The sequence below is a fragment of the Pseudomonas wadenswilerensis genome, from assembly GCF_024749185.1.
GTDB classification, from domain to species: Bacteria; Pseudomonadota; Gammaproteobacteria; order Pseudomonadales; family Pseudomonadaceae; genus Aquipseudomonas; species Aquipseudomonas wadenswilerensis.
In genome coordinates this window covers 1709293-1733558 of sequence record NZ_CP087191.1, presented here as the reverse complement: position 1 = coordinate 1733558, position 24266 = coordinate 1709293, and the positions used below count along the sequence as shown (strand labels likewise).

The 24266-nt window shown below is 63.5% G+C and carries 21 protein-coding genes; 18 read left to right on the top strand and 3 right to left on the bottom strand.

The features are described 5' to 3' along the window. Positions 1–13: 13 nt before the first annotated feature. The 4 genes from LOY45_RS08050 (at position 14) to LOY45_RS08035 (ending at position 4899) form a co-directional block, all read left to right on the top strand. On the top strand, positions 14–1339 hold the full coding sequence (locus LOY45_RS08050) for a urate hydroxylase PuuD (RefSeq protein WP_115088005.1): 1326 nt from the start codon (positions 14–16) through the stop codon (positions 1337–1339). Between the two features lie 133 nt (positions 1340–1472). Further along, positions 1473–2828, top strand: coding sequence for a nucleobase:cation symporter-2 family protein (locus LOY45_RS08045; protein WP_115088006.1), 1356 nt, complete (start codon positions 1473–1475; stop codon positions 2826–2828). Between the two features lie 134 nt (positions 2829–2962). Beyond that, on the top strand, positions 2963–3748 hold the full coding sequence (locus LOY45_RS08040) for an outer membrane protein OmpK (protein WP_115088007.1): 786 nt from the start codon (positions 2963–2965) through the stop codon (positions 3746–3748). Between the two features lie 362 nt (positions 3749–4110). Beyond that, on the top strand, positions 4111–4899 hold the full coding sequence (locus tag LOY45_RS08035; RefSeq protein ID WP_115088008.1) for an outer membrane protein OmpK: 789 nt from the start codon (positions 4111–4113) through the stop codon (positions 4897–4899). A gap of 107 nt (positions 4900–5006) precedes the next feature. Here LOY45_RS08035 and LOY45_RS08030 read toward each other — a convergent pair whose 3' ends face one another. Then, positions 5007–5915 (bottom strand): DUF808 domain-containing protein, encoded by a 909-nt coding sequence (locus tag LOY45_RS08030; protein ID WP_258578935.1) that lies wholly within the window; start codon positions 5913–5915, stop codon positions 5007–5009. Between the two features lie 146 nt (positions 5916–6061). On the opposite strand from LOY45_RS08030, the gene LOY45_RS08025 reads away from it, so the two are divergent. Beyond that, positions 6062–6670 carry a TetR/AcrR family transcriptional regulator gene (locus LOY45_RS08025; RefSeq protein ID WP_115088010.1) on the top strand — a complete coding sequence of 203 codons (609 nt, stop codon included), beginning with the start codon at positions 6062–6064 and terminating at the stop codon, positions 6668–6670. A gap of 108 nt (positions 6671–6778) precedes the next feature. Here LOY45_RS08025 and LOY45_RS08020 read toward each other — a convergent pair whose 3' ends face one another. After that, a complete protein-coding gene (locus tag LOY45_RS08020) occupies positions 6779–7219 on the bottom strand; it encodes a GlcG/HbpS family heme-binding protein (protein ID WP_010225106.1) in 441 nt (146 codons plus the stop codon). A 256-nt stretch (positions 7220–7475) separates the two neighbouring features. Here LOY45_RS08020 and gcl point away from each other — a divergent pair, with 256 nt between their 5' ends. The 11 genes from gcl to LOY45_RS07965 all read left to right on the top strand — a co-directional run bounded on the left by gcl (position 7476) and on the right by LOY45_RS07965 (position 21295). Further along, a complete protein-coding gene (gene gcl / locus LOY45_RS08015) occupies positions 7476–9251 on the top strand; it encodes a glyoxylate carboligase (protein WP_115088013.1) in 1776 nt (591 codons plus the stop codon). A gap of 57 nt (positions 9252–9308) precedes the next feature. Continuing rightward, a complete protein-coding gene (gene hyi / locus LOY45_RS08010; protein WP_115088014.1) occupies positions 9309–10091 on the top strand; it encodes a hydroxypyruvate isomerase in 783 nt (260 codons plus the stop codon). A gap of 153 nt (positions 10092–10244) precedes the next feature. Beyond that, positions 10245–11138, top strand: a complete 894-nt coding sequence (locus LOY45_RS08005) for a 2-hydroxy-3-oxopropionate reductase (protein WP_233673988.1) — start codon at positions 10245–10247, stop codon at positions 11136–11138. A gap of 172 nt (positions 11139–11310) precedes the next feature. Then, the gene (locus LOY45_RS08000; RefSeq protein ID WP_115088016.1) at positions 11311–12579 is read left to right on the top strand and encodes a glycerate kinase type-2 family protein; all 1269 of its coding nucleotides are present in this window, start codon (positions 11311–11313) and stop codon (positions 12577–12579) included. A 1-nt stretch (position 12580) separates the two neighbouring features. Continuing rightward, positions 12581–13996 carry a pyruvate kinase gene (gene pyk, locus LOY45_RS07995; protein WP_115088017.1) on the top strand — a complete coding sequence of 472 codons (1416 nt, stop codon included), beginning with the start codon at positions 12581–12583 and terminating at the stop codon, positions 13994–13996. 162 nt (positions 13997–14158) lie between these two features. Further along, entirely contained in the window at positions 14159–15043 is an 885-nt protein-coding gene (locus tag LOY45_RS07990) for an urea transporter (protein ID WP_134063543.1), read from the top strand. A gap of 44 nt (positions 15044–15087) precedes the next feature. Beyond that, positions 15088–15909, top strand: coding sequence for an ion transporter (locus LOY45_RS07985; protein ID WP_233673986.1), 822 nt, complete (start codon positions 15088–15090; stop codon positions 15907–15909). A gap of 96 nt (positions 15910–16005) precedes the next feature. Further along, the gene (locus tag LOY45_RS07980) at positions 16006–17007 is read left to right on the top strand and encodes a sulfate ABC transporter substrate-binding protein (protein ID WP_115088020.1); all 1002 of its coding nucleotides are present in this window, start codon (positions 16006–16008) and stop codon (positions 17005–17007) included. A 159-nt stretch (positions 17008–17166) separates the two neighbouring features. Further along, a complete protein-coding gene (locus LOY45_RS07975; protein ID WP_115088021.1) occupies positions 17167–17553 on the top strand; it encodes a DUF2946 domain-containing protein in 387 nt (128 codons plus the stop codon). A 99-nt stretch (positions 17554–17652) separates the two neighbouring features. Beyond that, a complete protein-coding gene (locus LOY45_RS07970; protein WP_258578934.1) occupies positions 17653–19821 on the top strand; it encodes a TonB-dependent receptor in 2169 nt (722 codons plus the stop codon). A gap of 10 nt (positions 19822–19831) precedes the next feature. Further along, a complete protein-coding gene (locus LOY45_RS07965) occupies positions 19832–21295 on the top strand; it encodes a PepSY domain-containing protein (RefSeq protein ID WP_258578933.1) in 1464 nt (487 codons plus the stop codon). A 62-nt stretch (positions 21296–21357) separates the two neighbouring features. On the opposite strand, the gene LOY45_RS07960 is transcribed toward LOY45_RS07965, so the two are convergent. After that, on the bottom strand, positions 21358–22287 hold the full coding sequence (locus LOY45_RS07960) for a class I SAM-dependent methyltransferase (RefSeq protein ID WP_258578932.1): 930 nt from the start codon (positions 22285–22287) through the stop codon (positions 21358–21360). Positions 22288–22457: 170 nt separating this feature from the next. Here LOY45_RS07960 and LOY45_RS07955 point away from each other — a divergent pair, with 170 nt between their 5' ends. Both LOY45_RS07955 and LOY45_RS07950 read left to right on the top strand, forming a co-directional pair. After that, positions 22458–23114 carry a DsbA family oxidoreductase gene (locus LOY45_RS07955; RefSeq protein ID WP_115088024.1) on the top strand — a complete coding sequence of 219 codons (657 nt, stop codon included), beginning with the start codon at positions 22458–22460 and terminating at the stop codon, positions 23112–23114. Next, positions 23111–24226: an efflux RND transporter periplasmic adaptor subunit gene (locus tag LOY45_RS07950; RefSeq protein WP_115088025.1), complete on the top strand. Its 1116-nt coding sequence runs from the start codon at positions 23111–23113 to the stop codon at positions 24224–24226. The genes LOY45_RS07955 and LOY45_RS07950 overlap by 4 nt, the downstream gene beginning before the upstream one ends. Positions 24227–24266: the final 40 nt, after the last annotated feature.

The following is a 24266-nucleotide window of genomic DNA, read 5'->3' as shown; positions in this document are numbered from 1 at the left end:
AGAGGTAAAGACTGTGGAAGCACATCTGTTGGAATGGCTGAACCTGAGCGTGCGTTGGGTTCACATGATCACTGGCGTGGCATGGATTGGCGCGTCGTTCTACTTTGTCTGGCTGGAAAACAACCTCAACCGGGCCAACCCGCGCGACGGTCTGTCCGGCGATCTCTGGGCGATTCACGGTGGCGGGATCTACCACCTGGAGAAATACAAGCTGGCTCCGCCAAAAATGCCGGAGAACCTGCACTGGTTCAAATGGGAAGCCTATTTCACCTGGATGTCGGGTATCGCCCTGCTGTGCCTGGTGTTCTACTGGAACCCGACCCTGTACCTGCTGGCCCCCGGCAGCACCCTGAGCGGTGGTGAAGGCATCGCCATCGGTATCGGTTCGCTGATCGCCGGCTGGTTCATCTACGACTTCCTCTGTGACTCGCCGCTGGGCAAACGCCCTGCCCTGCTCGGCCTGGTGCTGTTCGTGCTGGTCATCGCCGCCTGCTACGGCTTCAGCCAGGTGTTCAGCGGCCGTGGCGCGTACCTGCACACCGGCGCGATCATCGGCACCATCATGGTCGGCAACGTGTTCCGCACCATCATGCCGGCCCAGCGTCAGCTGGTCGCCGCCATCGAAGCCAACCAGACGCCCGACCCGGTACTGCCGGCCAAGGGCCTGCTGCGCTCGCGGCACAACAACTACTTCACCCTGCCGGTGCTGTTCATCATGATCAGCAACCACTTCCCGAGCACCTACGGCAGCCAGTACAACTGGTTGATCCTGGCGGGTATCGCGGTGGCTGCGGTGTTGGTGCGTCACTACTTCAACACCCGTCATGACAGCAACAAGTACGCCTGGACCCTGCCGGTCGGTGCCCTGTCGATGATCTGCCTGGCTTACGTCACCGGCCCTGCGCCGATGCCGAGCGCCCCTGAGCAGGCCGCCGCCAAGGTCGAGTACCAGCCGTTGCCGGAAACCGCCCTGGGTGGCAAGACCGCTGCCGAGAAAGCTGCCGAACAGGCTGCCGCTCCAGCACAGCCTGCCGCACCGACCGAGGCGCCAGCCAACGCCACCGCCAAGCTCGACGACGCCGGCTTCGACAAGATCCACAGCGTCATCCAGGAGCGTTGCACCGTGTGCCACTCGGCCAAGCCGACCAGCCCGCTGTTCAGCGCCGCTCCTGCCGGGGTGATGCTCGATACCCCGCAACAGATCCAGCAACAGGCCGCACGCATCCAGGCACAAGCCGTGGCTACGCAGATCATGCCGCTGGGCAACATCACCCAGATGACCCAGCAGGAACGTGAACTGATTGGCGCCTGGGTCGCCAAGGGAGCACCGACCCACTAAGGCAGCCGCAAGCTGCCAGCTGTAAGCGACAAGCAAAAAAAAGCTGCAAGCCAAGCGCGACCTCCTGCTTCTTCTTGAAGCTTGGCGCTTGAAGCTTGCAGCTCCAAGAATAAAAACAAAACCGAGGTGTTGCATGTCCGAGTCACGCAAGGCGTACATCCCTGTTGCGCCCCCACGACAGCCACTGCCCCTGTTCCAACTGTTCCTGGTGGGTCTGCAGCATGTGTTGCTGATGTACGGAGGCGCGATTGCCGTGCCGCTGATCATCGGACAAGCCGCCGGACTTTCTCGTGAAGAAGTCGCTTTCCTGATCAATGCCGACCTGCTGGTCGCTGGTGTCGCCACCATCGTCCAGTCGTTCGGCATTGGCGCAGTCGGCATCCGCATGCCGGTGATGATGGGCGCAAGCTTTGCCGCGGTCGGCAGCATGGTGGCCATGGCCGGCATGCCCGGCGTCGGCCTGCAGGGGATTTTCGGCGCGACCATCGCCGCCGGTTTCTTCGGCATGATCATCGCGCCGTTCATGTCCAAGGTCGTGCGCTTCTTCCCGCCCCTGGTGACCGGCACGGTCATCACCTCGATCGGCCTGTCGCTGTTCCCGGTTGCCGTCAACTGGGCCGGCGGTGGCGCCGATGCCGCGCCCTTCGGCTCCCCCGTCTACCTGATCGTCGCCGGCCTGGTGCTCGCCACCATCCTGCTGATCAACCGCTTCATGCGTGGTTTCTGGGTCAATGTCTCGGTACTGATCGGCATGGGCCTGGGCTACATCATCGCCGGCTCCATCGGCATGGTCGACCTCTCTGGCCTGAGTGAAGCGCCATGGGTACAGGTCGTGACGCCGCTGCATTTCGGCATGCCGACCTTCAGCCTGGCGCCGATCCTGTCGATGTGCCTGGTGGTGGTGATCATCTTCGTCGAGTCCACCGGCATGTTCCTCGCCCTGGGCAAGGTCACCGACCGTGAAGTTACCCCGGGCATGCTGCGCCGCGGCCTGATGTGCGATGCCGGTGCGTCGTTCGTGGCCGGCTTTTTCAACACCTTCACCCACTCCTCGTTCGCCCAGAACATCGGCCTGGTGCAGATGACCGGCGTGCGTTGCCGCTACGTCACCGTGGTCGCCGGCGGCTTCCTGATCCTGCTCAGCCTGCTGCCAAAAGCGGCGTTCCTGATTGCCTCGATTCCGCCTGCGGTACTCGGCGGGGCGTCGATTGCCATGTTCGGCATGGTCGCCGCCACTGGCATCAAGATCCTTCAGGAAGCCGACATCGCCGACCGCCGCAACCAGTTGCTGGTGGCCGTCAGCGTCGGCATGGGCCTGATCCCGGTAGTGCGTCCGGAGTTCTTCGCGCAGATGCCGCAGTGGATGGAACCGATCACCCACAGCGGGATTGCCATGGCCACGGTCAGCGCGTTGATCCTCAACCTGCTGTTCAACATTCTCGGTGGCGCCGAGCGCGCCGCCCACAACGATACCGCCCACCAGCACTGAGCCTTTGGGCGGCGCTTGCCGCCCGGCATCACCCAAGCAATACGCAAGGCCGTCGACCCGTGGGAGCGGGTCGGCCGGGGCGCTTCGCGCCAAAAAAACCGAAAACCAACAATAACAAAGCCGGGAATCACAACATGAAAGGCATCACCACTTCCCTCCTGCTGGGTAGCAGTCTGCTGGCCACCTTGCCAGCCGCCGCAGGGGACTTGCTGCTCTGGCACACCAACAGCCTCACCTACCTCTACGGCAAGGACTTCCAGGTCAACCCTGCAATCCAGCAGACGGTGACCTTCGAACATGCCAACAAGTGGAAGTACGGCGACACCTTCCTGTTCATCGACAAGATCTTCTACAACGGCGGCACCGACCGCAACAAAGGCAACAACACCTACTACGGTGAATTCAGCCCGCGCCTGTCGTTCGGCAAGATCTTCGATCGCAAATTCGAGTTCGGTCCGATCAAGGACGTGTTGCTGGCCATGACCTACGAGTCTGGCGAAGGCGACAACGAGGCCTACCTGATCGGCCCCGGCTTTGACCTGGCGATCCCCGGTTTCAACTACTTCACCCTCAACATCATGCAGCGCAACACCGAAGGCAGCCGCCCCGGTGATCGCGTCTGGCAGATTACCCCGACCTTTTCCTACACCATCCCCGTGGGCAAGTCCGATGTGCTGATCGACGGCTACATGGACTGGGTGGTGGACAACGACCAGAGCCGGCGCGGCACCTACCACGCCAACCTGCAGTTCAACCCACAGGTCAAATACGACCTGGGCAAGGCCCTGAACCTGGGCGCCAAGCAGTTGTACGTGGGTATCGAGTACAGCTACTGGAAAGACAAATACGGTATCGAGAACAGTGGAAAGCTCGACACCAACCAGAGCGTTACCAGCGCCCTGGTTAAGGTTCACTTCTAAAAGCTGACCAAATGCACAGTTTTTGCCTCACCCGCTCCAGGACGGGGCACTTGAGGACCGGCGCGCAAGTCAGTAATCTGCGCGCCCCCTCGATCAGGGCAGGACGGATCCTGCCTGCGTTTGCTGACCGCTCAGTCAATGAATTCGGGCGGTTGGCAGGCGTCACGCCAACCTGAAATACCCATTTTCAACTGTTCAGAAAGACGTCGAGCAGGATTGCTTGCGCCACCCCGGAAGGTTGGCCCAGCTCTTGCCAAACAGCTGTGGCCAATCGAAAAAAACTGACCCAAAAGACAAGTATTTACCCAAAAGGTGCCACACCAGAGCACCGACACAGAATCAATCAAGGGAGCAACTACGCGATGCGTATTACCAACAGCCTGATCCTCGCCAGCGGCCTGCTGGCGGCCAGCACCGCCGCCAGCGCCGGTGATCTGCTGCAATGGCAGAACAACAGCCTGACCTACCTGTGGGGCAAGAACTTTGCCGTCAACCCGTCGATCCAGCAGACCGTGACCTTCGAGCACGCCGATGCCTGGAAGTACGGCGACAACTTCATCTTCGTCGACAAGATCTTCTACAACGGTGACAAGGACTTCAACAACGGCCCCAATACCTACTACGGCGAGATCAGCCCGCGCCTGTCGTTCGGCAAGATCTTCGACCAGAAGCTGGCCTTCGGTCCGGTCAAGGACGTGCTGCTGGCGATGACCTACGAGTTTGGCGAGGGCGACACCGAGTCCTACCTGATCGGCCCGGGTTTCGACCTGGACATCCCAGGCTTCGACTACTTCCAGCTGAACTTCTACCAGCGCAACACCGAGGGCAGCCGTGCCGGTGACAACGTCTGGCAGATCACCCCGGTCTGGTCCTACACCATTCCTGTGGGCAAGTCCGACATTCTCATCGATGGTTTCATGGACTGGGTCGTCGACAACGATGCCACCAGCCGCCGTGGCACCTACCACGCCAACCTGCACTTCAACCCGCAGGTCAAATATGACCTGGGCAAGGCGCTGAACTGGGGCGAGAAGCAGCTGTATGTCGGTTTCGAATACGACTACTGGAAGAACAAGTACGGCATCAAGGACAGCGATGCCTTCGATACCGATCAGAACACTGCCAGCTTCCTGGTCAAAGCGCACTTCTGATCAAAGAGGCAAAGCCCTTCGGGCTTTGATCGCCGGCAAGGCCGGCTCCCACAGGATCGGTTTAACACCTGCCCCTGTGGGAGCTGGCGTTGCCAGCGATGAGGCTATCAGCCTCTGACAGCACGCCAGAGCTTGCCGATCAACGCAACCACTGCCAACACCGCCGCACCCGCGACAATCCCCACCCCGGCATTGAGCAACGTACTGGTCAGCACCCCGCCGCGCCCTGCGCTGAAGGTTTCAATGGCGTGATGCAGCGGCGCCACGCCGTGCACCAGGATCCCGCCACCGACCAGAAACATCGCCGCCGTACCGATCACCGACAGGCTCTTCATCATGTACGGCGCCGCCCGCAGGATGCCGTTGCCGATCGCCTTGGCCGCGCTCGAGGCCTTCTGGGTCAGCCACAGGCCCAGGTCATCGAGCTTGACGATGCCGGCCACCAGGCCATAGACACCGATGGTCATGACAATGGCGATGCCCGAAAGGACGATGATCTGCTGGGTCAGCGGCGCATGGGCGACCGCGCCCAGGGTGATGGCGATGATCTCGGCCGAAAGGATGAAGTCGGTGCGCACCGCGCCCTTGATCTTGCCCTGCTCGAAGGCCACCAGGTCGACTGCTGGGTCCGCCACCGCCTCAACCAGCGCCGCATGCTCGGCCTGGTCTTGTTCCTTGCTGTGGAGGAACTTGTGCGCGAGCTTTTCGAATCCTTCAAAGCACAGGAACGCACCGCCGACCATCAGCAGCGGCGTCACCGCCCAGGGGATGAAGGCGCTGATCAACAGCGCCGCCGGCACCAGGATCAGCTTGTTGAGGAACGAGCCCTTGGCCACCGCCCAGACCACCGGGATTTCCCGCTCGGCACGCACGCCAGTGACCTGCTGGGCATTGAGCGCCAGGTCATCGCCCAGCACCCCTGCGGTCTTTTTTGCCGCGACCTTGGTCATTACCGAGACATCGTCGAGTACCGTGGCGATATCGTCGATCAATACCAGAAGACTGCTTCCTGCCATGTTTGCCTGATTCCAGCGGGTTGAGAGGGCCACAGTCTAGCTCAAAGTCGCCACCTTGAGCCGCTTGCGAACGCGGTGCTACCATGCGCAACCGCCCTCCCAGGCCCGGTGCCGCCAGCGGCCAGACACGAGGAACAGCGTCAACCATGAGCAGCATTCGCGAGCGCAACAAAGAACTGATCCTGCGCGCGGCCAGTGAAGAGTTTGCCGACAAGGGCTTCGCTGCCACCAAGACCAGCGACATCGCGGCCAAGGCCGGCCTGCCCAAGCCCAACGTCTACTACTACTTCAAGTCCAAGGAAAACCTCTACCGCGAGGTCCTGGAAAGCATCATCGAGCCGATCATGCAGGCATCGACGCCGTTCAATGCCGACGGCGATCCCAAAGAGGTATTGAGCGCCTACATCCGCTCCAAGGTGCGAATCTCCCGCGACCTGCCGTTTGCTTCCAAAGTCTTCGCCAGCGAGATCATGCACGGCGCGCCGCACCTGAGCCCGAGCCAGGTCGAGCAGCTCAACGAGCAGGCCCGGCACAACATCGAGTGTATCCAGGCCTGGATCGACCGCGGCCAGATCGCCCCGCTCGACCCGCACCACCTGATGTTCAGCATCTGGGCGGCGACCCAGACCTACGCCGACTTCGACTGGCAGATCTCGGTGGTCACCGGCAAGGCCAAGCTCGATGACAGCGATTATGAGGCGGCGGCGCAGACCATCATCCGCCTGGTGCTCAAGGGGTGTGAGCCGGACGCTTAGGCAAATTTGCCGAGATCCCTGTGGGAGCTGGCTTGCCAGCGATGAGGCCAGCGAGCGCTTTGCGCTCGATCGCTGGCAAGCCAGCTCCCACAGGTTCCGCGATAGGCCTTAAGCCGCTACCCCCGCATCCGCCGTCAACCCCGCCTCCTCGATCGCACTGATCGCGCATTGCTCGTCGATATCCGAGGTATCGCCACTGATGCCGATCGCCCCCAGCACCACGCCCTGCTGATTACGAATCAGCACCCCGCCCGGCGCCGGTACCACCGGGCTCTGGCCCAGGCCGTTGAGCGCGGCGAAGAACGCCGGGCGCTGCTGCGCATCCAGCGCCAGCAGGCGCGAGCCCTTGCCCAGGGCAATTGCACCCCAGGCCTTGCCCATCGCTACTTGCGGTCGTAGCAGGCTGGCGCCGTCTTCACGTTGCAGGGCCAGCAGATGCCCGCCGTTATCCAGCACCGCCACGGTCAACGGCGCGGAGGAGATCTTGCGCCCGGCAACCAGCGCAGCATTCACCAGGCTGACAGCGACTTTCAAGGTCAAAGCGTTCATGGAAAGGTCCTCTTGTTGTTAGAAGCCCGAGGGCAGGTGTAAAAATCAATAGAACAAATAGAACACAATGGCGAATATTTTTGTATACAATAATTTCGACGCGATGAACCAATTCTGACGAAATGCCATTTTTAAAGGCTTCCCGACGAAAGCGCCGATCGCCGATGAAAATGGATTGACCAGAGTCGCCTGGCGTGAATACACTCTGGTGAAAAGCCATTTGTATACAATTACAAAATCAAAGAGGCACAAAACCATGAGCAAAATGAGAGCAATTGATGCAGCCGTTCTGGTGATGCGCCGCGAAGGTGTGGAAACCGCGTTTGGCATTCCGGGTGCAGCCATCAACCCCCTGTACTCGGCCCTGAAGAAAGTCGGCGGTATCGATCACGTCCTCGCTCGTCACGTTGAAGGCGCCTCGCACATGGCCGAGGGTTACACCCGCACCAAGGCCGGCAACATCGGCGTGTGCATCGGCACCTCCGGCCCTGCCGGCACCGACATGGTCACCGGCCTGTACAGTGCCTCGGCCGACTCCATCCCGATTCTGTGCATCACCGGCCAAGCGCCGCGTGCCCGCATGCACAAGGAAGATTTCCAGGCCGTCGACATCACCAGCATCGTCAAGCCGGTGACCAAGTGGGCGACCACCGTGCTGGAACCCGGCCAGGTGCCGTATGCGTTCCAGAAGGCGTTCTATGAAATGCGCTCCGGCCGTCCAGGCCCGGTGCTGATCGACCTGCCGTTCGACGTGCAGATGGCCGAGATCGAATTCGACATCGACGCCTACCAGCCGCTGCCGGTGCAAAAGCCTGCGGCCAACCGCGTCCAGGTCGAGAAAGCCCTGGCCATGCTCGATACTGCCGAGCGTCCATTGCTGGTCGCCGGTGGCGGCATCATCAACGCCGATGCCTGCGACAAGCTGGTGGAGTTCGCCGAGCTGACCGGTATCCCGGTGATCCCGACTCTGATGGGCTGGGGCATCATCCCCGACGATCACCCGCTGATGGTGGGCATGGTCGGCCTGCAGACTTCGCACCGCTACGGCAACGCCACCATGCTCAAGTCCGACGTGGTGCTGGGTATCGGCAACCGTTGGGCCAACCGTCACACTGGCTCCGTTGACGTTTACACCGAAGGCCGTCGCTTCATTCACGTCGACATCGAGCCGACCCAGATTGGCCGGGTATTCACCCCGGATCTGGGTATCGTTTCCGACGCTGGCGCCGCCCTGGACGTGTTCCTCGAAGTGGCCCGCGAGTGGAAAGCCGCCGGCAAGCTCAAGGACCGCAGCGCCTGGCTGGAAGATTGCCAACAGCGCAAATCGAGCCTGCAACGCAAGACCCATTTCGACAACGTGCCGGTCAAGCCACAGCGCGTTTACCAGGAAATGAACCAGGTCTTCGGCAAGGACACCTGCTATGTCAGCACCATCGGTCTGTCGCAGATCGCCGGCGCGCAGTTCCTTCACGTCTACAAGCCGCGTCACTGGATCAACTGCGGCCAGGCCGGCCCGCTGGGCTGGACCATCCCTGCCGCCCTCGGCGTGGTCAAGGCTGATCCGACCCGCAAGGTCGTGGCGCTGTCGGGCGACTATGACTTCCAGTTCATGATCGAAGAACTGGCAGTGGGCGCGCAGTTCAACCTGCCGTACATCCACGTGCTGGTGAACAACTCCTACCTGGGGCTGATCCGCCAGGCTCAGCGCGGCTTCGAGATGGATTACTGTGTGCAGCTGGCGTTCGAGAACGTCAACGCGCCGGAGCTCAACGGTTATGGCGTCGATCACGTCGCGGTGGTCGAAGGCCTGGGCTGCAAGGCTCTGCGCGTGACCGAGCCTGGCGAGATCGCCCCGGCCCTGCTCAAGGCGCAGAAACTGGCCGAAGAGTTCCGGGTACCGGTGGTGGTCGAGGTTATCCTCGAGCGCGTGACCAACATTTCCATGGGCACCGAGATCAACGCGGTCAACGAATTCGAAGACCTGGCGCTGGTCGGCAACGACGCGCCAACCGCGATTTCCCTGCTCGACTGATCGCTGCGAAGGCCCTGCTGCCGGGTGCACAGGGCCCCTTTTTGCAAGGAGACAACCATGCCACGTTTCGCCGCCAACCTGTCCATGCTGTTCACCGAGCAGGACTTCCTCGCCCGTTTCAAGGCTGCTGCCGACGCTGGTTTCAGCGGTGTCGAGTACCTGTTCCCGTACGATTTCAGCTCGGCTGAAATCAAGCAGCAGCTCGATGCCCACGGCCTGACCCAGGTGCTGTTCAACCTGCCGGCCGGCGACTGGGCCAAGGGTGACCGCGGGATCGCCTGCGACCCGGCCCGAGTCGAGGAATTCCGTGCCGGTGTCGATCTGGCCATCGCCTATGCCCAGGTGCTGGGCAACACCCAGGTCAACTGCCTGGCCGGCATCCGCCCACAAGGCCCGGACTGCGCCACGGTGCGCAAGACCTTCGTCGACAACCTCAAGTTTGCCGCCGACAAGCTGCAGGCGGCCGGGATCAAGCTGGTCATGGAAATGATCAACACCCGCGACATCCCCGGCTTCTACCTGAACACCACCAAGCAGGCGCTGGACATCCAGGCGGAAGTGGCCAGCAGCAACCTGTACCTGCAATACGACATCTACCACATGCAGATCATGGAGGGCGACCTGGCCCGCACCGTGGAAAGCAACCTGGCCAAGATCAACCACATCCAGCTGGCCGACAACCCGGGCCGCAATGAGCCGGGTACTGGCGAGATCAACTATCGCTTCCTCTTCGAACACCTGGACCGCATCGGTTACCAGGGCTGGGTGGGCTGTGAATACAAGCCGCTGACCACCACCGAAGCGGGCCTTGGCTGGTTGAAGAGCCACAACGCGATCTGACGCACTGACGGGCCTCGACCATCCCTGTGGGAGCTGGCTTGCCAGCGATGAGGCCCTCACAGCTACACCGCATTGTTCCCATCGCTGGCAAGCCAGCTCCCACAGGGGCCCGGCCCGCCAGCCGAGATTGAATAATTACAAGAGGCATTTCTCATGGCTAAAATCGGATTTATCGGCACCGGCATCATGGGCCGTCCAATGGCGCAGAACCTGCAAAAAGCCGGTCACAGCCTGTTCATCTCCACCCACCACGATGCCGCGCCTGCCGACCTGGTCGCCGCTGGCGCCGTGGCCCTGGCCAACCCGAAAGAAGTGGCCCAGGAAGCTGAATTCATCATCGTCATGGTCCCCGATACCCCGCAGGTTGAAGCGGTGCTGTTCGGCGACAACGGCGTGGCCCAGGGCGTTGGCCCGAACAAGGTGGTGATCGACATGAGCTCGATCTCGCCGACCGCCACCAAAGCCTTCGCCGAGAAGATCAAAGCCACCGGCGCCACCTACCTCGACGCGCCGGTTTCCGGTGGCGAAGTCGGTGCCAAGGCCGCGACCCTGAGCATCATGGTCGGCGGTTGCCCGAACGCTTTCGAACGCGCCCTGCCGCTGTTCCAGGTCATGGGCAAGAACATCACCCGCGTCGGCGGCAGCGGCGACGGCCAGACCGCCAAGGTCGCCAACCAGATCATCGTTGCCCTGAACATCCAGGCCGTGGCCGAAGCCCTGCTGTTCGCCGCCAAGAACGGTGCAGACCCGGCCAAGGTGCGTGAAGCACTGATGGGCGGCTTCGCCTCCTCGAAGATCCTCGAAGTGCACGGCGAGCGCATGATCAAGGGCACCTTCGATCCGGGCTTCCGCATCAGCCTGCACCAGAAGGACCTGAACCTGGCCCTGCAAGGCGCCAAGGAGCTGAACATCAACCTGCCCAACACCGCCAACGCCCAGCAAGTGTTCAGCACCTGCGCCGCGATCGGCGGCGCCAACTGGGACCACTCGGCATTGATCAAGGGCCTGGAACACATGGCCAACTTCTCGATCCGCGGTGAAGAGTAAGAGGCCAGCTGCAAGCTTCAAGCTGCAAGAAAAAGCAGGCCGCGCATCGATCCGCTTTCTCTTGCGGCTTGGAGCTTGAAGCTTGCCGCTTTCAGCGCCCCTGGGTCAGCCTGCACGGAGGCGGGCCCAGGGGCGTTTTTGATTCCGAAGAACAATAAGATTGGAGCCTGCCATGTCGGTCGATCCGCAACACTTTCTGCGCGAGCTGTTCGCCACGGCCATCGATGCCGCGCATCCCCGCCAGGTCCTTGAAGCCCACCTGCCCAGCGACCGCAGCGGTCGCGTTATCGTCATCGGCGCCGGCAAGGCCGCTGCGGCCATGGCCGAAGTCGTCGAACGCGCCTGGAAGGGCCCGGTCTCCGGCCTGGTGGTCACCCGCTACGGCCACGGCGCCAGCTGCTCGAAAATCGAAGTGGTCGAAGCCGCCCACCCGGTCCCGGACGCCGCCGGCCTGGCCGTGGCCAAACGGGTGCTGGAAATGGTCAGCAACCTCACGGCTGACGACCGGGTGATCTTCCTGCTCTCCGGTGGCGGTTCGGCGCTGCTGGCGCTGCCTGCCGAAGGCCTGACCCTGGCCGACAAGCAACAGATCAACAAGGCCCTGCTCAAATCCGGCGCGACCATCGGCGAGATGAACTGCGTGCGCAAGCACCTCTCGGCGATCAAGGGCGGGCGCCTGGCCAAGGCCTGCTGGCCGGCCACCGTCTACACCTATGCGATTTCCGATGTACCGGGGGATCTGGCCACGGTGATCGCCTCCGGCCCGACCGTGGCCGACCCGAGCACTTCGGCCGAGGCCCTGGCGATCCTCAAGCGCTACAACATCGAAGCGCCCGCGGCGGTTACCGCCTGGCTGAACAACCCGGCTTCCGAGACCGTCAAGGCCGATGACCCGGCCCTGGCCCGCAGCCACTTCCAGCTCATCGCCCGGCCCCAGCAGTCGCTCGAAGCGGCGGCGGTCAAAGCCCGCCAGGCCGGTTTCAGCCCGCTGATCCTCGGCGACCTGGAAGGCGAATCACGCGAGGTGGCCAAGGTCCATGCCGGCATCGCCCGGCAGATCGTCCAGCACGGCCAACCGCTGTCGCCGCCTTGCGTGATCCTCTCCGGTGGCGAGACCACCGTGACCGTGCGCGGCAATGGCCGTGGCGGGCGCAATGCCGAATTCCTGCTGAGCCTGACCGAAAGCCTCAAGGGCCTGCCCGGGGTCTATGCCCTGGCCGGTGACACCGACGGCATCGACGGCTCCGAAGACAACGCCGGCGCGCTGATGACTCCGGACAGCTACGCCCGCGCCGCGGCCCTGGGCCTGTCGGCCAGCGATGAACTGGACAACAACAACGGCTACGGCTACTTCGCCGCGCTCGATGCCCTGATCGTCACCGAGCCGACGCGGACCAACGTCAACGATTTTCGCGCCATCCTGATCCTCGAGAGTGCCTGACATGACGCCCGATAAAAAAGTCAAAATCCTTGCCACCCTCGGTCCTGCGATCAAGGGCATCGACGACATCCGCCAGTTGGTCGAGGCCGGGGTGAACATCTTCCGCCTGAACTTCAGCCACGGCGAGCACGAAGACCACGCCCTTCGCTACCAGTGGATCCGCGAGGTGGAGAGCCAGCTCAACTACCCGCTGGGCATCCTCATGGACCTGCAAGGGCCCAAGCTGCGCGTTGGCCGTTTTGCCGAGGGCAAAGTCCAACTGCAGCGCGGCCAGACCCTGCGCCTGGACCTGGACAGCACCCCCGGCACTGCCTCGCGGGTCAACCTGCCGCATCCGGAAATCATCGCCGCCCTGGAACCGGGCATGGACCTGCTGCTCGATGACGGTAAGCTGCGCCTGCGGGTGACCGCCAAGCACAGCGATGCGATCGAGACCGAAGTCCTCAACGGCGGCGAGCTGTCCGACCGCAAGGGCGTCAACGTGCCGCAAGCGGTGCTGGACCTCAGCCCGCTGACCGCCAAGGACCGCCGCGACCTGAGCTTCGGCCTGGAGCTGGGCGTGGACTGGGTGGCGCTGTCGTTCGTGCAGCGCCCGGAAGACATCGTCGAAGCGCGCCAGCTGATCGGTGACCGCGCCTACCTGATGGCCAAGATCGAGAAACCTTCGGCGGTCACCCAACTGCGCGCCATTGCCGAGCTAAGCGACGCGATCATGGTCGCCCGTGGCGACCTGGGCGTGGAAGTGCCGGCCGAAAGCGTGCCGCAGATCCAGAAGAGCATCATCAACACCTGCCGCGAACTGGGTAAACCGGTGGTGGTGGCCACGCAGATGCTCGAATCGATGCGCTTCTCCCCGGCCCCGACCCGCGCCGAAGTCACCGACGTGGCCAACGCCGTGGCCGAAGGCGCCGATGCGGTGATGCTCTCGGCCGAGACCGCCTCGGGTGACTACCCGCTGGAAGCGGTGCAGATGATGAGCAAGATCATCCGCCAGGTGGAGAATGGCCCGGACTACCAGGCTCAGCTCGACGTCGGCCGGCCGAAAGCCGAAGCCACCGTATCGGACGCCATCAGCTGCGCGATCCGCCGCATCAGCGGCATCCTGCCGGTGGCGGTGCTGGTCAACTACAGCGAGTCGGGGGCTTCGACCCTGCGCGCCGCCCGCGAACGGCCACGGGCACCGATCCTCAACCTGACTCCCAACCTGTCCACCGCCCGGCGCCTGAGCGTGGCCTGGGGTGTGCACTCGGTAGTCAACGATCGCCTGCGCCAGGTCGACGAGATCTGCTCCACCGCCCTGGAAATCGCTCAGGCCCAGGGCATGGCCAGCCGTGGCGATACGCTGTTGATCACCGCCGGTGTGCCTTTTGGCAAGCCCGGGTCGACTAACACGCTGCGGATCGAGAGCTTGATCTGAGTTGAACCCCATCGCTGGCAAGCCAGCTCCCACAGGTGCTGTGCACACCGAACCTGTGGGAGCTGGCTTGCCAGCGATGAGGCCAGACCGGCCAACAACAATTCCGGTGGGACAACCCGGCCCAAAGAGGCTCCCCACTCCACATCAACCCAGACTGCCCCCATGTACACCAAGAATTTCGTCAACCCGTGCCCCGACTGGGCCACGGCCTTGCTCAACGGCTTCAGCCAGGTGCTGCTGCAGCGCAACCCGCTGTGTGGCCTGTGCTGCCTGCTGGCGATCACCCTGACCGCGCCCGACCTGGTCGGCGGCGCGCTGCTCGGTGCCCTCGCCGGGCTGCTGACCGCGCAACGCCGCGGCTACAACCGCAGCGACCGCCAGGCCGGCCTGTACAGCTACAACGGCGTGCTGATCGGCCTGTTGATCAGCTATGCCCTGCCCTGGTCGGCGATCCTGCCGCCACTGATCATCGCCGCCGGCGGCCTGAGCAGCATGCTCGTGCACCAGTGGCTCAAGCGCGGCCCCAAGCAATTGCTGCCCGCCTACACGGCGCCGTTCGTGTTGCTCGGCTGGGCTGCGCTGACCATGGCCGAACCCGCCGGAGCCGCCAGTACCGGCGTCGAAGCCAACCCGCTGTTTGCCCTGGCCCGTGGCCTCGGGCAGATCTTCTTGCTCGACCAGCCCCTGGCCGGCGTGCTGATTGCCATCGGCCTGCTGATCTCCAATCGCTACGCGGCAGTCTGGGCCTTGCTCGGCTCGGCCATCGGTGGCAGCGTGGCGTTGATCGGTGGCGAGGCCACGGCGGCCTATAACGGCCTGTTCGGCTTCAACGCCGCCCTGGCCGCCCTGGCCTTCAGCCAGGAGCGCCAGCGGCCCTGGTTGCCGCTGCTGGCCATCGTCCTGGCGATTGCCCTGCAACCGGTGTTCAGCCTGCTGCCGGTCGCCGGCCTGACCGCGCCGTTCATCCTCGCCTGTTGGCTGCTGCATGCCGGTGGCCGCCTGCTACGCGTGCCGGCGTCCCACAGCCGGCGTCGCTTGCACAGCTGAGGTGCAGCCCCTAGGCTCTGCCCATCTGCCTTTGGAACGAGCCTATGGACACCCCTTCGAGTTGGCGCGAGCAGCTCTACGTCATCGTCTTTCAAACCGACACCGTCGCCGGCCGACGCTTCGACAAGATCCTGCTGCTGATCATTCTCGCCAGCCTGGTGACGGTGATCCTGGACAGCATCGACGAGGTGCACCAGCGCTACGCCGGGCTGCTGGCGGCCATCGAGTGGGGCTTTACCGCGATCTTCCTGGTCGAGTACCTGATCCGCCTGTACTGCTCGCCCAAGCCCTTGCGCTACGCCTTCAGCTTCTATGGCCTGGTCGACCTGCTGGCCATCGTCCCGGGGATCATCGCCCTGTATTACAGCGACGCCCAGTACCTGCTGATCATCCGCGTCATCCGTATGCTGCGGATCTTCCGGGTGCTCAAGCTCAGCCCTTACCTGAAGCAGGCCAACTACCTGCTCACGGCGTTGCGCGGCAGCAAGCAGAAGATCATCGTCTTTTTGCTCAGCGTCTCGACCCTGGTGACCGTGTTCGGCACCCTGATGTACGTAGTCGAAGGCCCCGAGCATGGCTTTACCAGCATCCCCAAGGGCATCTACTGGGCCATCGTCACCCTGACCACGGTCGGCTTTGGCGACATCGTGCCCAAGACTCCGCTGGGCCAGGTGCTGTCGTCGATGGTAATGATCACCGGTTATTCGATCATTGCCGTGCCCACCGGGATTTTCACCGCGGAGCTGGCCAACGCCATGCGCGGCGAACAGCTGCAGCACGACTGCCCGGTGTGTCGGAAAAACAGCCATGAACACGGCGCCGCGTTCTGCTCCCGTTGCGGTAACGCACTGTTCAATAAAACGTAATAAGCAAAGCACTTTTTAATCTTTTAGCGCCTAAGGTCCAACCGCTATAGTCGCTGGCATAATGCCTTTAACGCCAACTCGAACAAGGAATGCGCAGTGAAAAAACTCTTCAGTGCCTCGCTTCTGGCCGCCGGCCTCGCCTTCGGCTCCGTGGCCCAGGCTGCTCCGGCACCTTTGCTGAACGTCTCGTATGACGTGATGCGCGACTTCTACAAGGACTACAACGCCGCGTTCCAGAAGCACTGGGAAGCCGAGCACAAAGAGAAGATCACCGTGCAGATGTCCTTCGGTGGTTCGAGCAAGCAGGCCCGTTCGGTGATCGATGGCCTGCCGGCTGACGTCATCACCATGAACATGGCCACCGACATCAATGCCCTGGCCGACAATGGCAAGCTGGTGCCGGACAATTGGGTCAGCCGCCTGCCGAACAACAGCGCGCCGTTCACTTCGGCCACCGTGTTCATCGTCCGCAAGGGCAACCCCAAGGCCCTGAAAGACTGGCCCGACCTGCTCAAGGACGGTGTCCAGGTCATCGTGCCTAACCCGAAAACCTCCGGCAACGGCCGCTACACCTACCTCTCGGCCTGGGGCTATGTGCTGAAGAACGGCGGTGACGAGAACAAGGCCAAGGACTTTGTCGGCAAGCTGTTCAAGCAGGCGCCAGTGCTCGACACCGGTGGCCGCGCCGCGACCACCACCTTCATGACCAACCAGATCGGCGACGTGCTGGTGACCTTCGAGAACGAAGCCGAAATGATCGCCCGCGAGTTCGGTCGCGATCAGTTCGAAGTGATCTACCCGAGCGTCTCCGCCGAGGCCGAGCCGCCAGTGAGCGTGGTCGACAAGGTGGTCGACAAGAAAGGCAGCCGCGCCACCGCCGAGGAATACCTGAAGTACCTGTGGTCGCCAGAGGCGCAGGAAATTGCTGCCAACAACTACCTGCGTCCGCGTGATGCGGCGGTACTGGCCAAGTACACCGACCGCTTCCCGAAAGTCGACTTCCTGTCGGTAGAGAAGACCTTCGGTGACTGGCGCACCGTGCAGAAAACCCACTTCAACGATGGCGGGATTTTCGACCAGATCTATACCGGGCAGTAAGGGCCTCATCGCCGGGCAAGCCCGCTCCTACTGAATGTGTAGGAGCGGGTTTGCCCGGCGATTGCTTCGCGCAATACAACCCGCCGCCGCTGAAACTCACCGAACAACAGGCCTGATTCGGCTTTAACGCCTGCGGGCATCGGTGCTAAAGTCGCGGCCATGAACCGCACCCCCTCCGACCGCCCGCTGATTGCCTGGACCTTGTACTTCTGTGTCCTGTTCAATCTGTTCGCCTGCGGGATCGGTCACGGGCAGATGATGGGCCTGCAGCTCAATGGCATTGGCGGCGCCTATTGCTCAGCCATGGGCAGCGCCGGGCCGACACTGAAAAGCGATTTCGACGACCAGTCGGTGGCCGGCTGGGACAGCATGCAAACCTGCCCGGTGTGCGCCGCCGCCGTAGTTTGCCTGGGCCTTGCGCTGGTCATCGGCTGGCTGCTGGCGGTCACTCGTGTACGTCGCTATCACCGTGAGCTGCGCAGCAAAGCACCGCCGCGCTATTGCTGGCCCGCCGCCAACCCCCGCGCCTCCCCGCTTCTGGCTTGAACCTCCTGGCAGCTCCCCGGGCTGCCTGAACCGGCCGTTTTTGCTGCGCCTGCCTGACAGGTGCAGGCGGCCGCTGGCTCAATTTCCAGAGTGTGATTCATGCCCTACTCCTATCGCCTTTCCGGTTGCGCGGCGCTGCTGTGCGCGCTGTCCTTCAATGCTGTGGCCGAGACGCCGCTGACCCTGCCCGACCTGCGCATCAACGGCCGCGCCGACGCCGAAGACGGCGTACTGCTCGACACCCCGTCGCAAACCGGCTCACGCCTTGGCCTGACGCCACGGGAAACCCCGGCTTCGGTGAACATCGTCAACCGCCAGCAGATTCAGCAGCGCGGCGCCCAGACTACCCAGGACGTGCTCAACGGCGTGCCCGGCATGACCGCCGCCTCGCCGCCCGGCTCTGCCGGCTCAGTGGCTTATCGGGGCTTTTCCGGGGCACAGATCACCCAGCTGTTCAACGGCATCAGCGTGCAATACGACTCCATCGCCGCGCGCCCGGTGGACAGCTGGATCTATGACCGGGTCGAAGCCGTCGGCGGGCCGTCGAGCTTCCTCTTCGGTGCCGGTGCCGTGGGTGGATCGATCAACTACATCACCAAGCTGGCCAGCCGCGACGAGAACTTCAACGAGGGGCGAATCAAGTACGGCTCCTATGACAGCAGCGAGACCTCGTTCGGCTTCAACCATGCGCTCAACGACGGCGACGGCATCCGCAACTACGCCCGCCTGGATTTCAGCCACAGCAAAAGCAATGGCTATGTCGATCGCGAAGAGCGCGATGCCTGGACCGTGGCGTTCTCCCTGCTCACCGACATCAACGACCAGCTGTCCCACACCCTGGCCGTGGAGTATCAGAACGAAACGGTCGACAGCCCCTATTGGGGCAGCCCGGTGCTCAACCCGCTGGGTGGCGAAATGAAGGTCGACGAGAGCCGCCGCTTCGAGAACTACAACGTCGAAGACGGCCGCTACGAACAGCGCGTGCGCTGGCTGCGCTCGATCACCGACTACCGTTTCAACGACAACACCTCGCTGCGCAACACTCTCTACCACTACAACACCGAGCGTAACTTCCGTAACCTCGAAACCTACGCCTACAACGCCGACAACAGCCGGGTAAACCGCTCCAACGCGCTGCTGCAACGCCACGACCAGGAACTCAACGGCAACCGCTTCGAGCTGCTCCACGAAGGCCAGTTGTTCGGCTTGAACAGCCAGTGGTCGGCGGGCCTGGACTACAGCCACAACGTGCAGATGAGCTACCCGCGCTCGATCACCGGCATTTTCGACAGCGTCGACCCGGCCACCTTCGAACCCGGGCATTTCTATGATCTGAACGGCATGGTCCCGGGCTATCAGAAGAACCGCGAGAACACCGTCGACACCTGGGCGGCGTTCGTCGAAAACCGTCTGCAACTGACTGAGCGCCTGTCGCTGCTCACTGGTTTGCGCTACGACCATATCGACCTCGATGTGCACAACTACCGCACGGTCGATGCCAACAACCCGCTGGACTTCCAGCGCAGCTACGAGCCCACCACCGGGCGCATCGGCCTGGTCTACGAACTGACCCCGGCGGCCAACGTCTACGTGCAGTACAGCACCGCCGCCGACCCGCCCTCGGGCATGCTCAGCACCGCCAGCTTCGCCTCGGTACGCGACTTCGACCTGAGCACCGGCAAGCAACTGGAAGTGGGCAGCAAGTTCAGCTTCCTCGACGGCCGTGGTGCCGCTACCGTCGCCGCCTACCATATCGAGCGCAAGAACCTGGCCACCGCCGACGCCGCCAACCCCAGCGTCACCCAGCCGGTGGGCAAGCAATCCTCACGCGGGGTCGAGGTGGCCGCGTCGCTGCACGTCACGCCGAAGCTGCTGGCCGAGGGCAACTTCGCCTATGTCGACGCCCAGTACGATGAGTTCAACGAGAACGTCGGCGGCCGCTCGATCTCGCGCAAGGGTAACACCCCGACCAACATCCCCGAGCGGGTCGCCAACCTGTGGCTGACCTACGACATCGACCCGAGCTGGCAAGTCGGTGCCGACAGCCGCTATGTATCTTCGGTGTATGCCGATGCAGCCAACACCCGCTATGCGCCGTCATACACGATCTTCGGCGCCTTCCTCGGTTTCAAGGTCGATGACGACACGCGCATCACCGCCCGGGTGCGCAACCTGACCGACGAGGTGTACGCCCGCTGGACCTCTGCGAGCATGCTCTACCTCGGTGCCCCGCGCACCCTGGAGCTGGCCGTGCAGACGCGCTTCTAGGACGCCACCGATGAAACGTTACCTGTACCTGTGGCACCGCTGGCTGGGCATCGGGCTGTGCCTGTTCATGGCCCTGTGGTTCTTTTCGGGGATGGTCATGCTCTATGTCGGCTACCCCAAGCTGACCCCGCGCGAGCACTTCGCTCACCTGCCGCAGTTGCGCCTGCAGGATTGCTGCGTCGACCTCGGCACTGCCCTGCGCAGCGCCGATGCCGAGCGCAACCCGGCAAGCATCCGCCTGATCATGGTGGCCGGCACGCCGCGCTACCTGTTCGGCTATCCGGGTCACGCCAGCGTGGCGGTGGATGCCCGCACGGGCCAGCGCCTGCAACCGATCGACCGCGACCAGGCGCTGGCCAGTGCTCGTCAGTACGACCCGGGGGCAAAGGCCAGCTATCGCGGCGCAGTGAGTGAGGACCTGTGGAGCCACTCGCGCGCCCTGGACGCCGAGCGGCCGTTACAGCGGGTCCAGCTCGACGATGGCGAGCGTACCCTGCTGTACATCTCCGGCCATACCGGCGAAGTGGTGCGCGATGCCAGCGCCGTGGAGCGCGGCTGGAACCTGGTCGGCGCCTGGCTGCACTGGCTGTACCCGTTGCGTGGCATTGGCGCGGACGGCCTGTGGAGCAACCTGGTGATCTACCTGTCGCTGGCCGGCACGCTGATGGCGCTGCTCGGCGCGGTGATCGGCATCCTCCGTTGGCGTCTGCGCCAGCCCTACCGCAGTGGCTCGCGCTCGCCCTACCGCGGGTTTGCCCGCTGGCACCATATCGGCGGCTTGCTGTTCGGCGTGCTGGCGATCACCTGGATCTTCAGTGGCTTGATGTCGATGAACCCGTGGCGGCTGTTCAGCAGTTCAGCGCCCTTGAACGTTGCGGCCTATCAAGGCGGGCCTTTGACCGCGGCGGCTTTCCCGCTCTCGGCCAACGAGGCGCTGGCGCGGTTTGGCCAGCAAGGCTTCAAGGCCCGTGAACTTGAGTGGCGCTTGATCGGCGGTGCGGGCTATCTGGTCGGCCATGAGGGTGCTGGCCGAACCCGGGTGCTGTCGATGGCCGACGGGCAGGTACTCGAGCGCCTGCCACGGGACGTACTGGAGCGTGCAGCGCAAGCGATTTTGCCTCAGGGCCAGATGCACAGCGAGCAGCTAGAAACCTACGACTTCTACTACTACGCCAGGGCCGAGCACAGCATGCTCGGCCACCTGGAAAAGCGTTTGCCGGTGTTGCGCGTACGCTTTGAAGACCCGCAGCAGAGCTGGCTGCACCTGGACCTGTACACCGGCGAGATGCTGGGCGTGCTGGACCAGCCCCGGCGCGTGTCGCGCTGGTTGTTCTCATTGCTGCACAGCTGGGACTGGTTGCCATTGCTGCAACAGCGGCCGCTGTGGGATGCCTGGATGATCCTGTTCAGCCTGGGCGGGCTGGTGCTGAGTGTCAGTGGTGTGGTGCTCGGCTGGCGACGGTTGGCCAAGTAGAAGCGGGCTTGCCCCGCGATGCGCGATGGCTGACAGAATGCTATCGCGGGGCAAGCCCGCGTCTACACAAGGTCCCTGAACACCAGGGCCTTGAGCCCGCCCGCCGGATCGCTGTCGGGGAATTCCGGCGGGTTGGCCAGGCGTTCGACGAAGGCCAGCCCCGGCGCTTCTGCGGCCATGCCTTCGATGAGAAAGTCCGGGCCGATCGCCGGGTCGTTAACGCAGGCCAGCACCGTGCCGCCGTCGTTCAACAGCTCCGGCAGGCGCCGCAGGATCTTGCGGTAATCCTGGGTCAGGACGAAGCTGCCTTTCTGGAAGGTCGGCGGGTCGATGATGATCAGGTCATAGGGCCCTGACTTGCGCACCTTGCCCCACGACTTGAACAGCTCATGGCCAAGAAAACTCACCTTGCCCAGGTCATGGCCGTTATGCCGATGGTTGTCGCGCCCACGGCTCAGCGCTGAACGCGCCATGTCCAGATTCACCACCTGCTCGGCGCCACCGGCAATCGCCGCCAGCGAAAACCCGCAGGTATAGGCGAACAGGTTGAGCACGCGCTTGCCCGCCGCCTGCTCGCGTACCCAGCGCCGGCCATAGCGCATGTCGAGGAACAAACCGGTGTTCTGCTTCAGGCCCAGGTCCAGCTGATAACGCAGGCCGTCCTCATCGATCAGCCAGTGCTCGCTGGGCGTACCCAGCAACCATTGGCCGGGGCTGTCCGGCAGGTAGCGGTGCTGGATCAGGATCGCCTGGCCGCTCCAGCACGGCGCTTCGGCCAGGGCCAGGAGCATCTGCTCCAGCGCCGGCAACTGGCCTTCGGGCGGCTCGCGAAACAGCGACACCAGCAGCACACCCTGCAGCCAGTCCACGGTGATCTGCTCCAACCCCGGCCAGCAGCGCCCGCGGCCATGGAACACGCGGCGGGTTTCGCCCGGCGCCGGGTCAAGGGCGGCGAGCAGGTGCTGCTGGAGGGTATCGATCACGGAAGTCATGGGCACAATCAGTTGGCTAAAGGCGCCCATTCTACCTTGCCCGGCCCGTGCTGGCAGGCCGTTCGGCCATCGATGAAGGGGATGGGAGGATTAGCTGCACTTTTGTCGCTTTTTTCTCCCCCAGCCGCTGTGGATAGTGCCTCCATCCCCTCTGCTATCGGGTCACTACCATGTCCTCCTTGAAAGTCGAATTTTTCCACGATGTCGTCTGCGGCTGGTGCTTCGTCCTCGCCCCGCGGCTCAAGCAGCTGCAAGCCGAACTCGACCTGGATATCCAGCACCGCAGTTTCATTCTGCAAACCAGCCGTGAGGCGATGATCGAGCGCTTCGGCTCGATGCCCCAGGCCAAGGACACCATCCTCGGCCACTGGCAAGCCTGCGCCCGCGCCGAGGATGAAAAACGCATCAACATCGAAGGCATGCGCCAGCAACCGTTCGAATACCCCAACGGCCTGCTCGCCGCCCGCGCCTGCCAGACCGCCAATGCGCTGGGGGGCAATGCCGCTCACGAGCAGATGTTCGATCGCCTGCAACTGGCGCACCTGGTGCAAAGCCGCAACATCGGCGACAAGGCCACGGTACTGGCGATTGCCGCCGAAGCCGGCTTTGACCCGCAGGCCTTCGAGCACGCCTTCGAGCATGACGCTCCGGCCCTGCTCGAACAGGACCTGCGCCTGGGCCGCCACCTGGGCATCAGCTCGGTGCCGTCGCTGGTGATTGCCGATCGGTACCTGATCCCAGGCGCCCTGGGGCTTGAGCAACTGCGCCAGTCACTGAACAACATTCGTCAGGAACTGGCGGCCAAGCCAGAAGGAGCGGTGCAATGAAAGCGCGCTACTGGGTAGGTTCAGGCAGCGCCGTCGCGGCATTGGCGGCAGCCTTCATGGTCTGGTCGCCAAACGGCGTCAGCGACACCAGCGCACCGGCACCGACCGCGGCGCCAGCTACCCCGGTGGCCGTGGCCAATGTGCAGTCGGGGCCGATGCCGGTGGTGCTGTCCAGCGTCGGCACCCTGGCCGCGGTGCAACAGGTGCAGGTATCGCCGGAAGTCGGCGGACGCATCGTCGAACTCAATTTCACCGCCGGCAAGGCCGTCAGCGCCAACCAGGTGCTGCTCAAGCTCAACGACGGCCCGGAGCAAGGCGACCTGGCCAAGCTCCAGGCCCAGGCCAAGAACGCCAAGCTGGCCCTGGAGCGCACGCGCAAGGTGTTGCTGCTGGCCTCGACCCAGTCGCAACTGGACCAGGCCCAGGCCAACTACGATCAAGTCCGTGGCGAGATCGCCCGGGTCCAGGCGGTGATCAACCAGAAGACCATCCGCGCGCCGTTCGCCGGCGTGCTGGGGATCCGCAAGGTCGACCTGGGCCAGTACATCAGCCCCGGCGACAGCGTGGTGACCCTGACCCAGCTGTCGCGCCTGTACGTGAACTTCTCGCTGCCGGAACAGGCCGCCGCCCAGTTGCAACCCGGGCAGCTGATCAACCTCAAGGTCGACGCCTGGCCGCAGCGCCCGTTCCAGGCCACGGTCACCACCCTGGAGCCGCAGATCGACCCCGGCGCCCGTTCGATGCAGGTCCAGGCGACCCTGGACAACCCCGAACTGCTGCTCAAGCCGGGCATGTTCGCCAACGTCAGCGTCGAGCTGCCGAGCCTGGCCGATGTGCTCAGCGTTCCGGAAACCGCGATCAGCTACAACGCCTACGGCAACTCGCTGTTCGTCCTGCGCGAGAACAACGGCCAGCTGAATGTCGAGCAGGTCTTCGTCAAGCTCGGCGCGCGGCGCAATGACCGGGTGGTGGTACTCGATGCGATCAATGCCAACGACCGGGTGGTGGTCTCCGGGCAGATCCGCCTGAGCAACGGCATGCCAGTGCGCCTGACCCAGGATGCCATGGCCGCCAGCGACCTGAAGAAACCCGACGTGGCCCAGCAACTGTAACGCCGACCTGCGCCTTGCGTGCCTTTGAAAGGGACTTGTT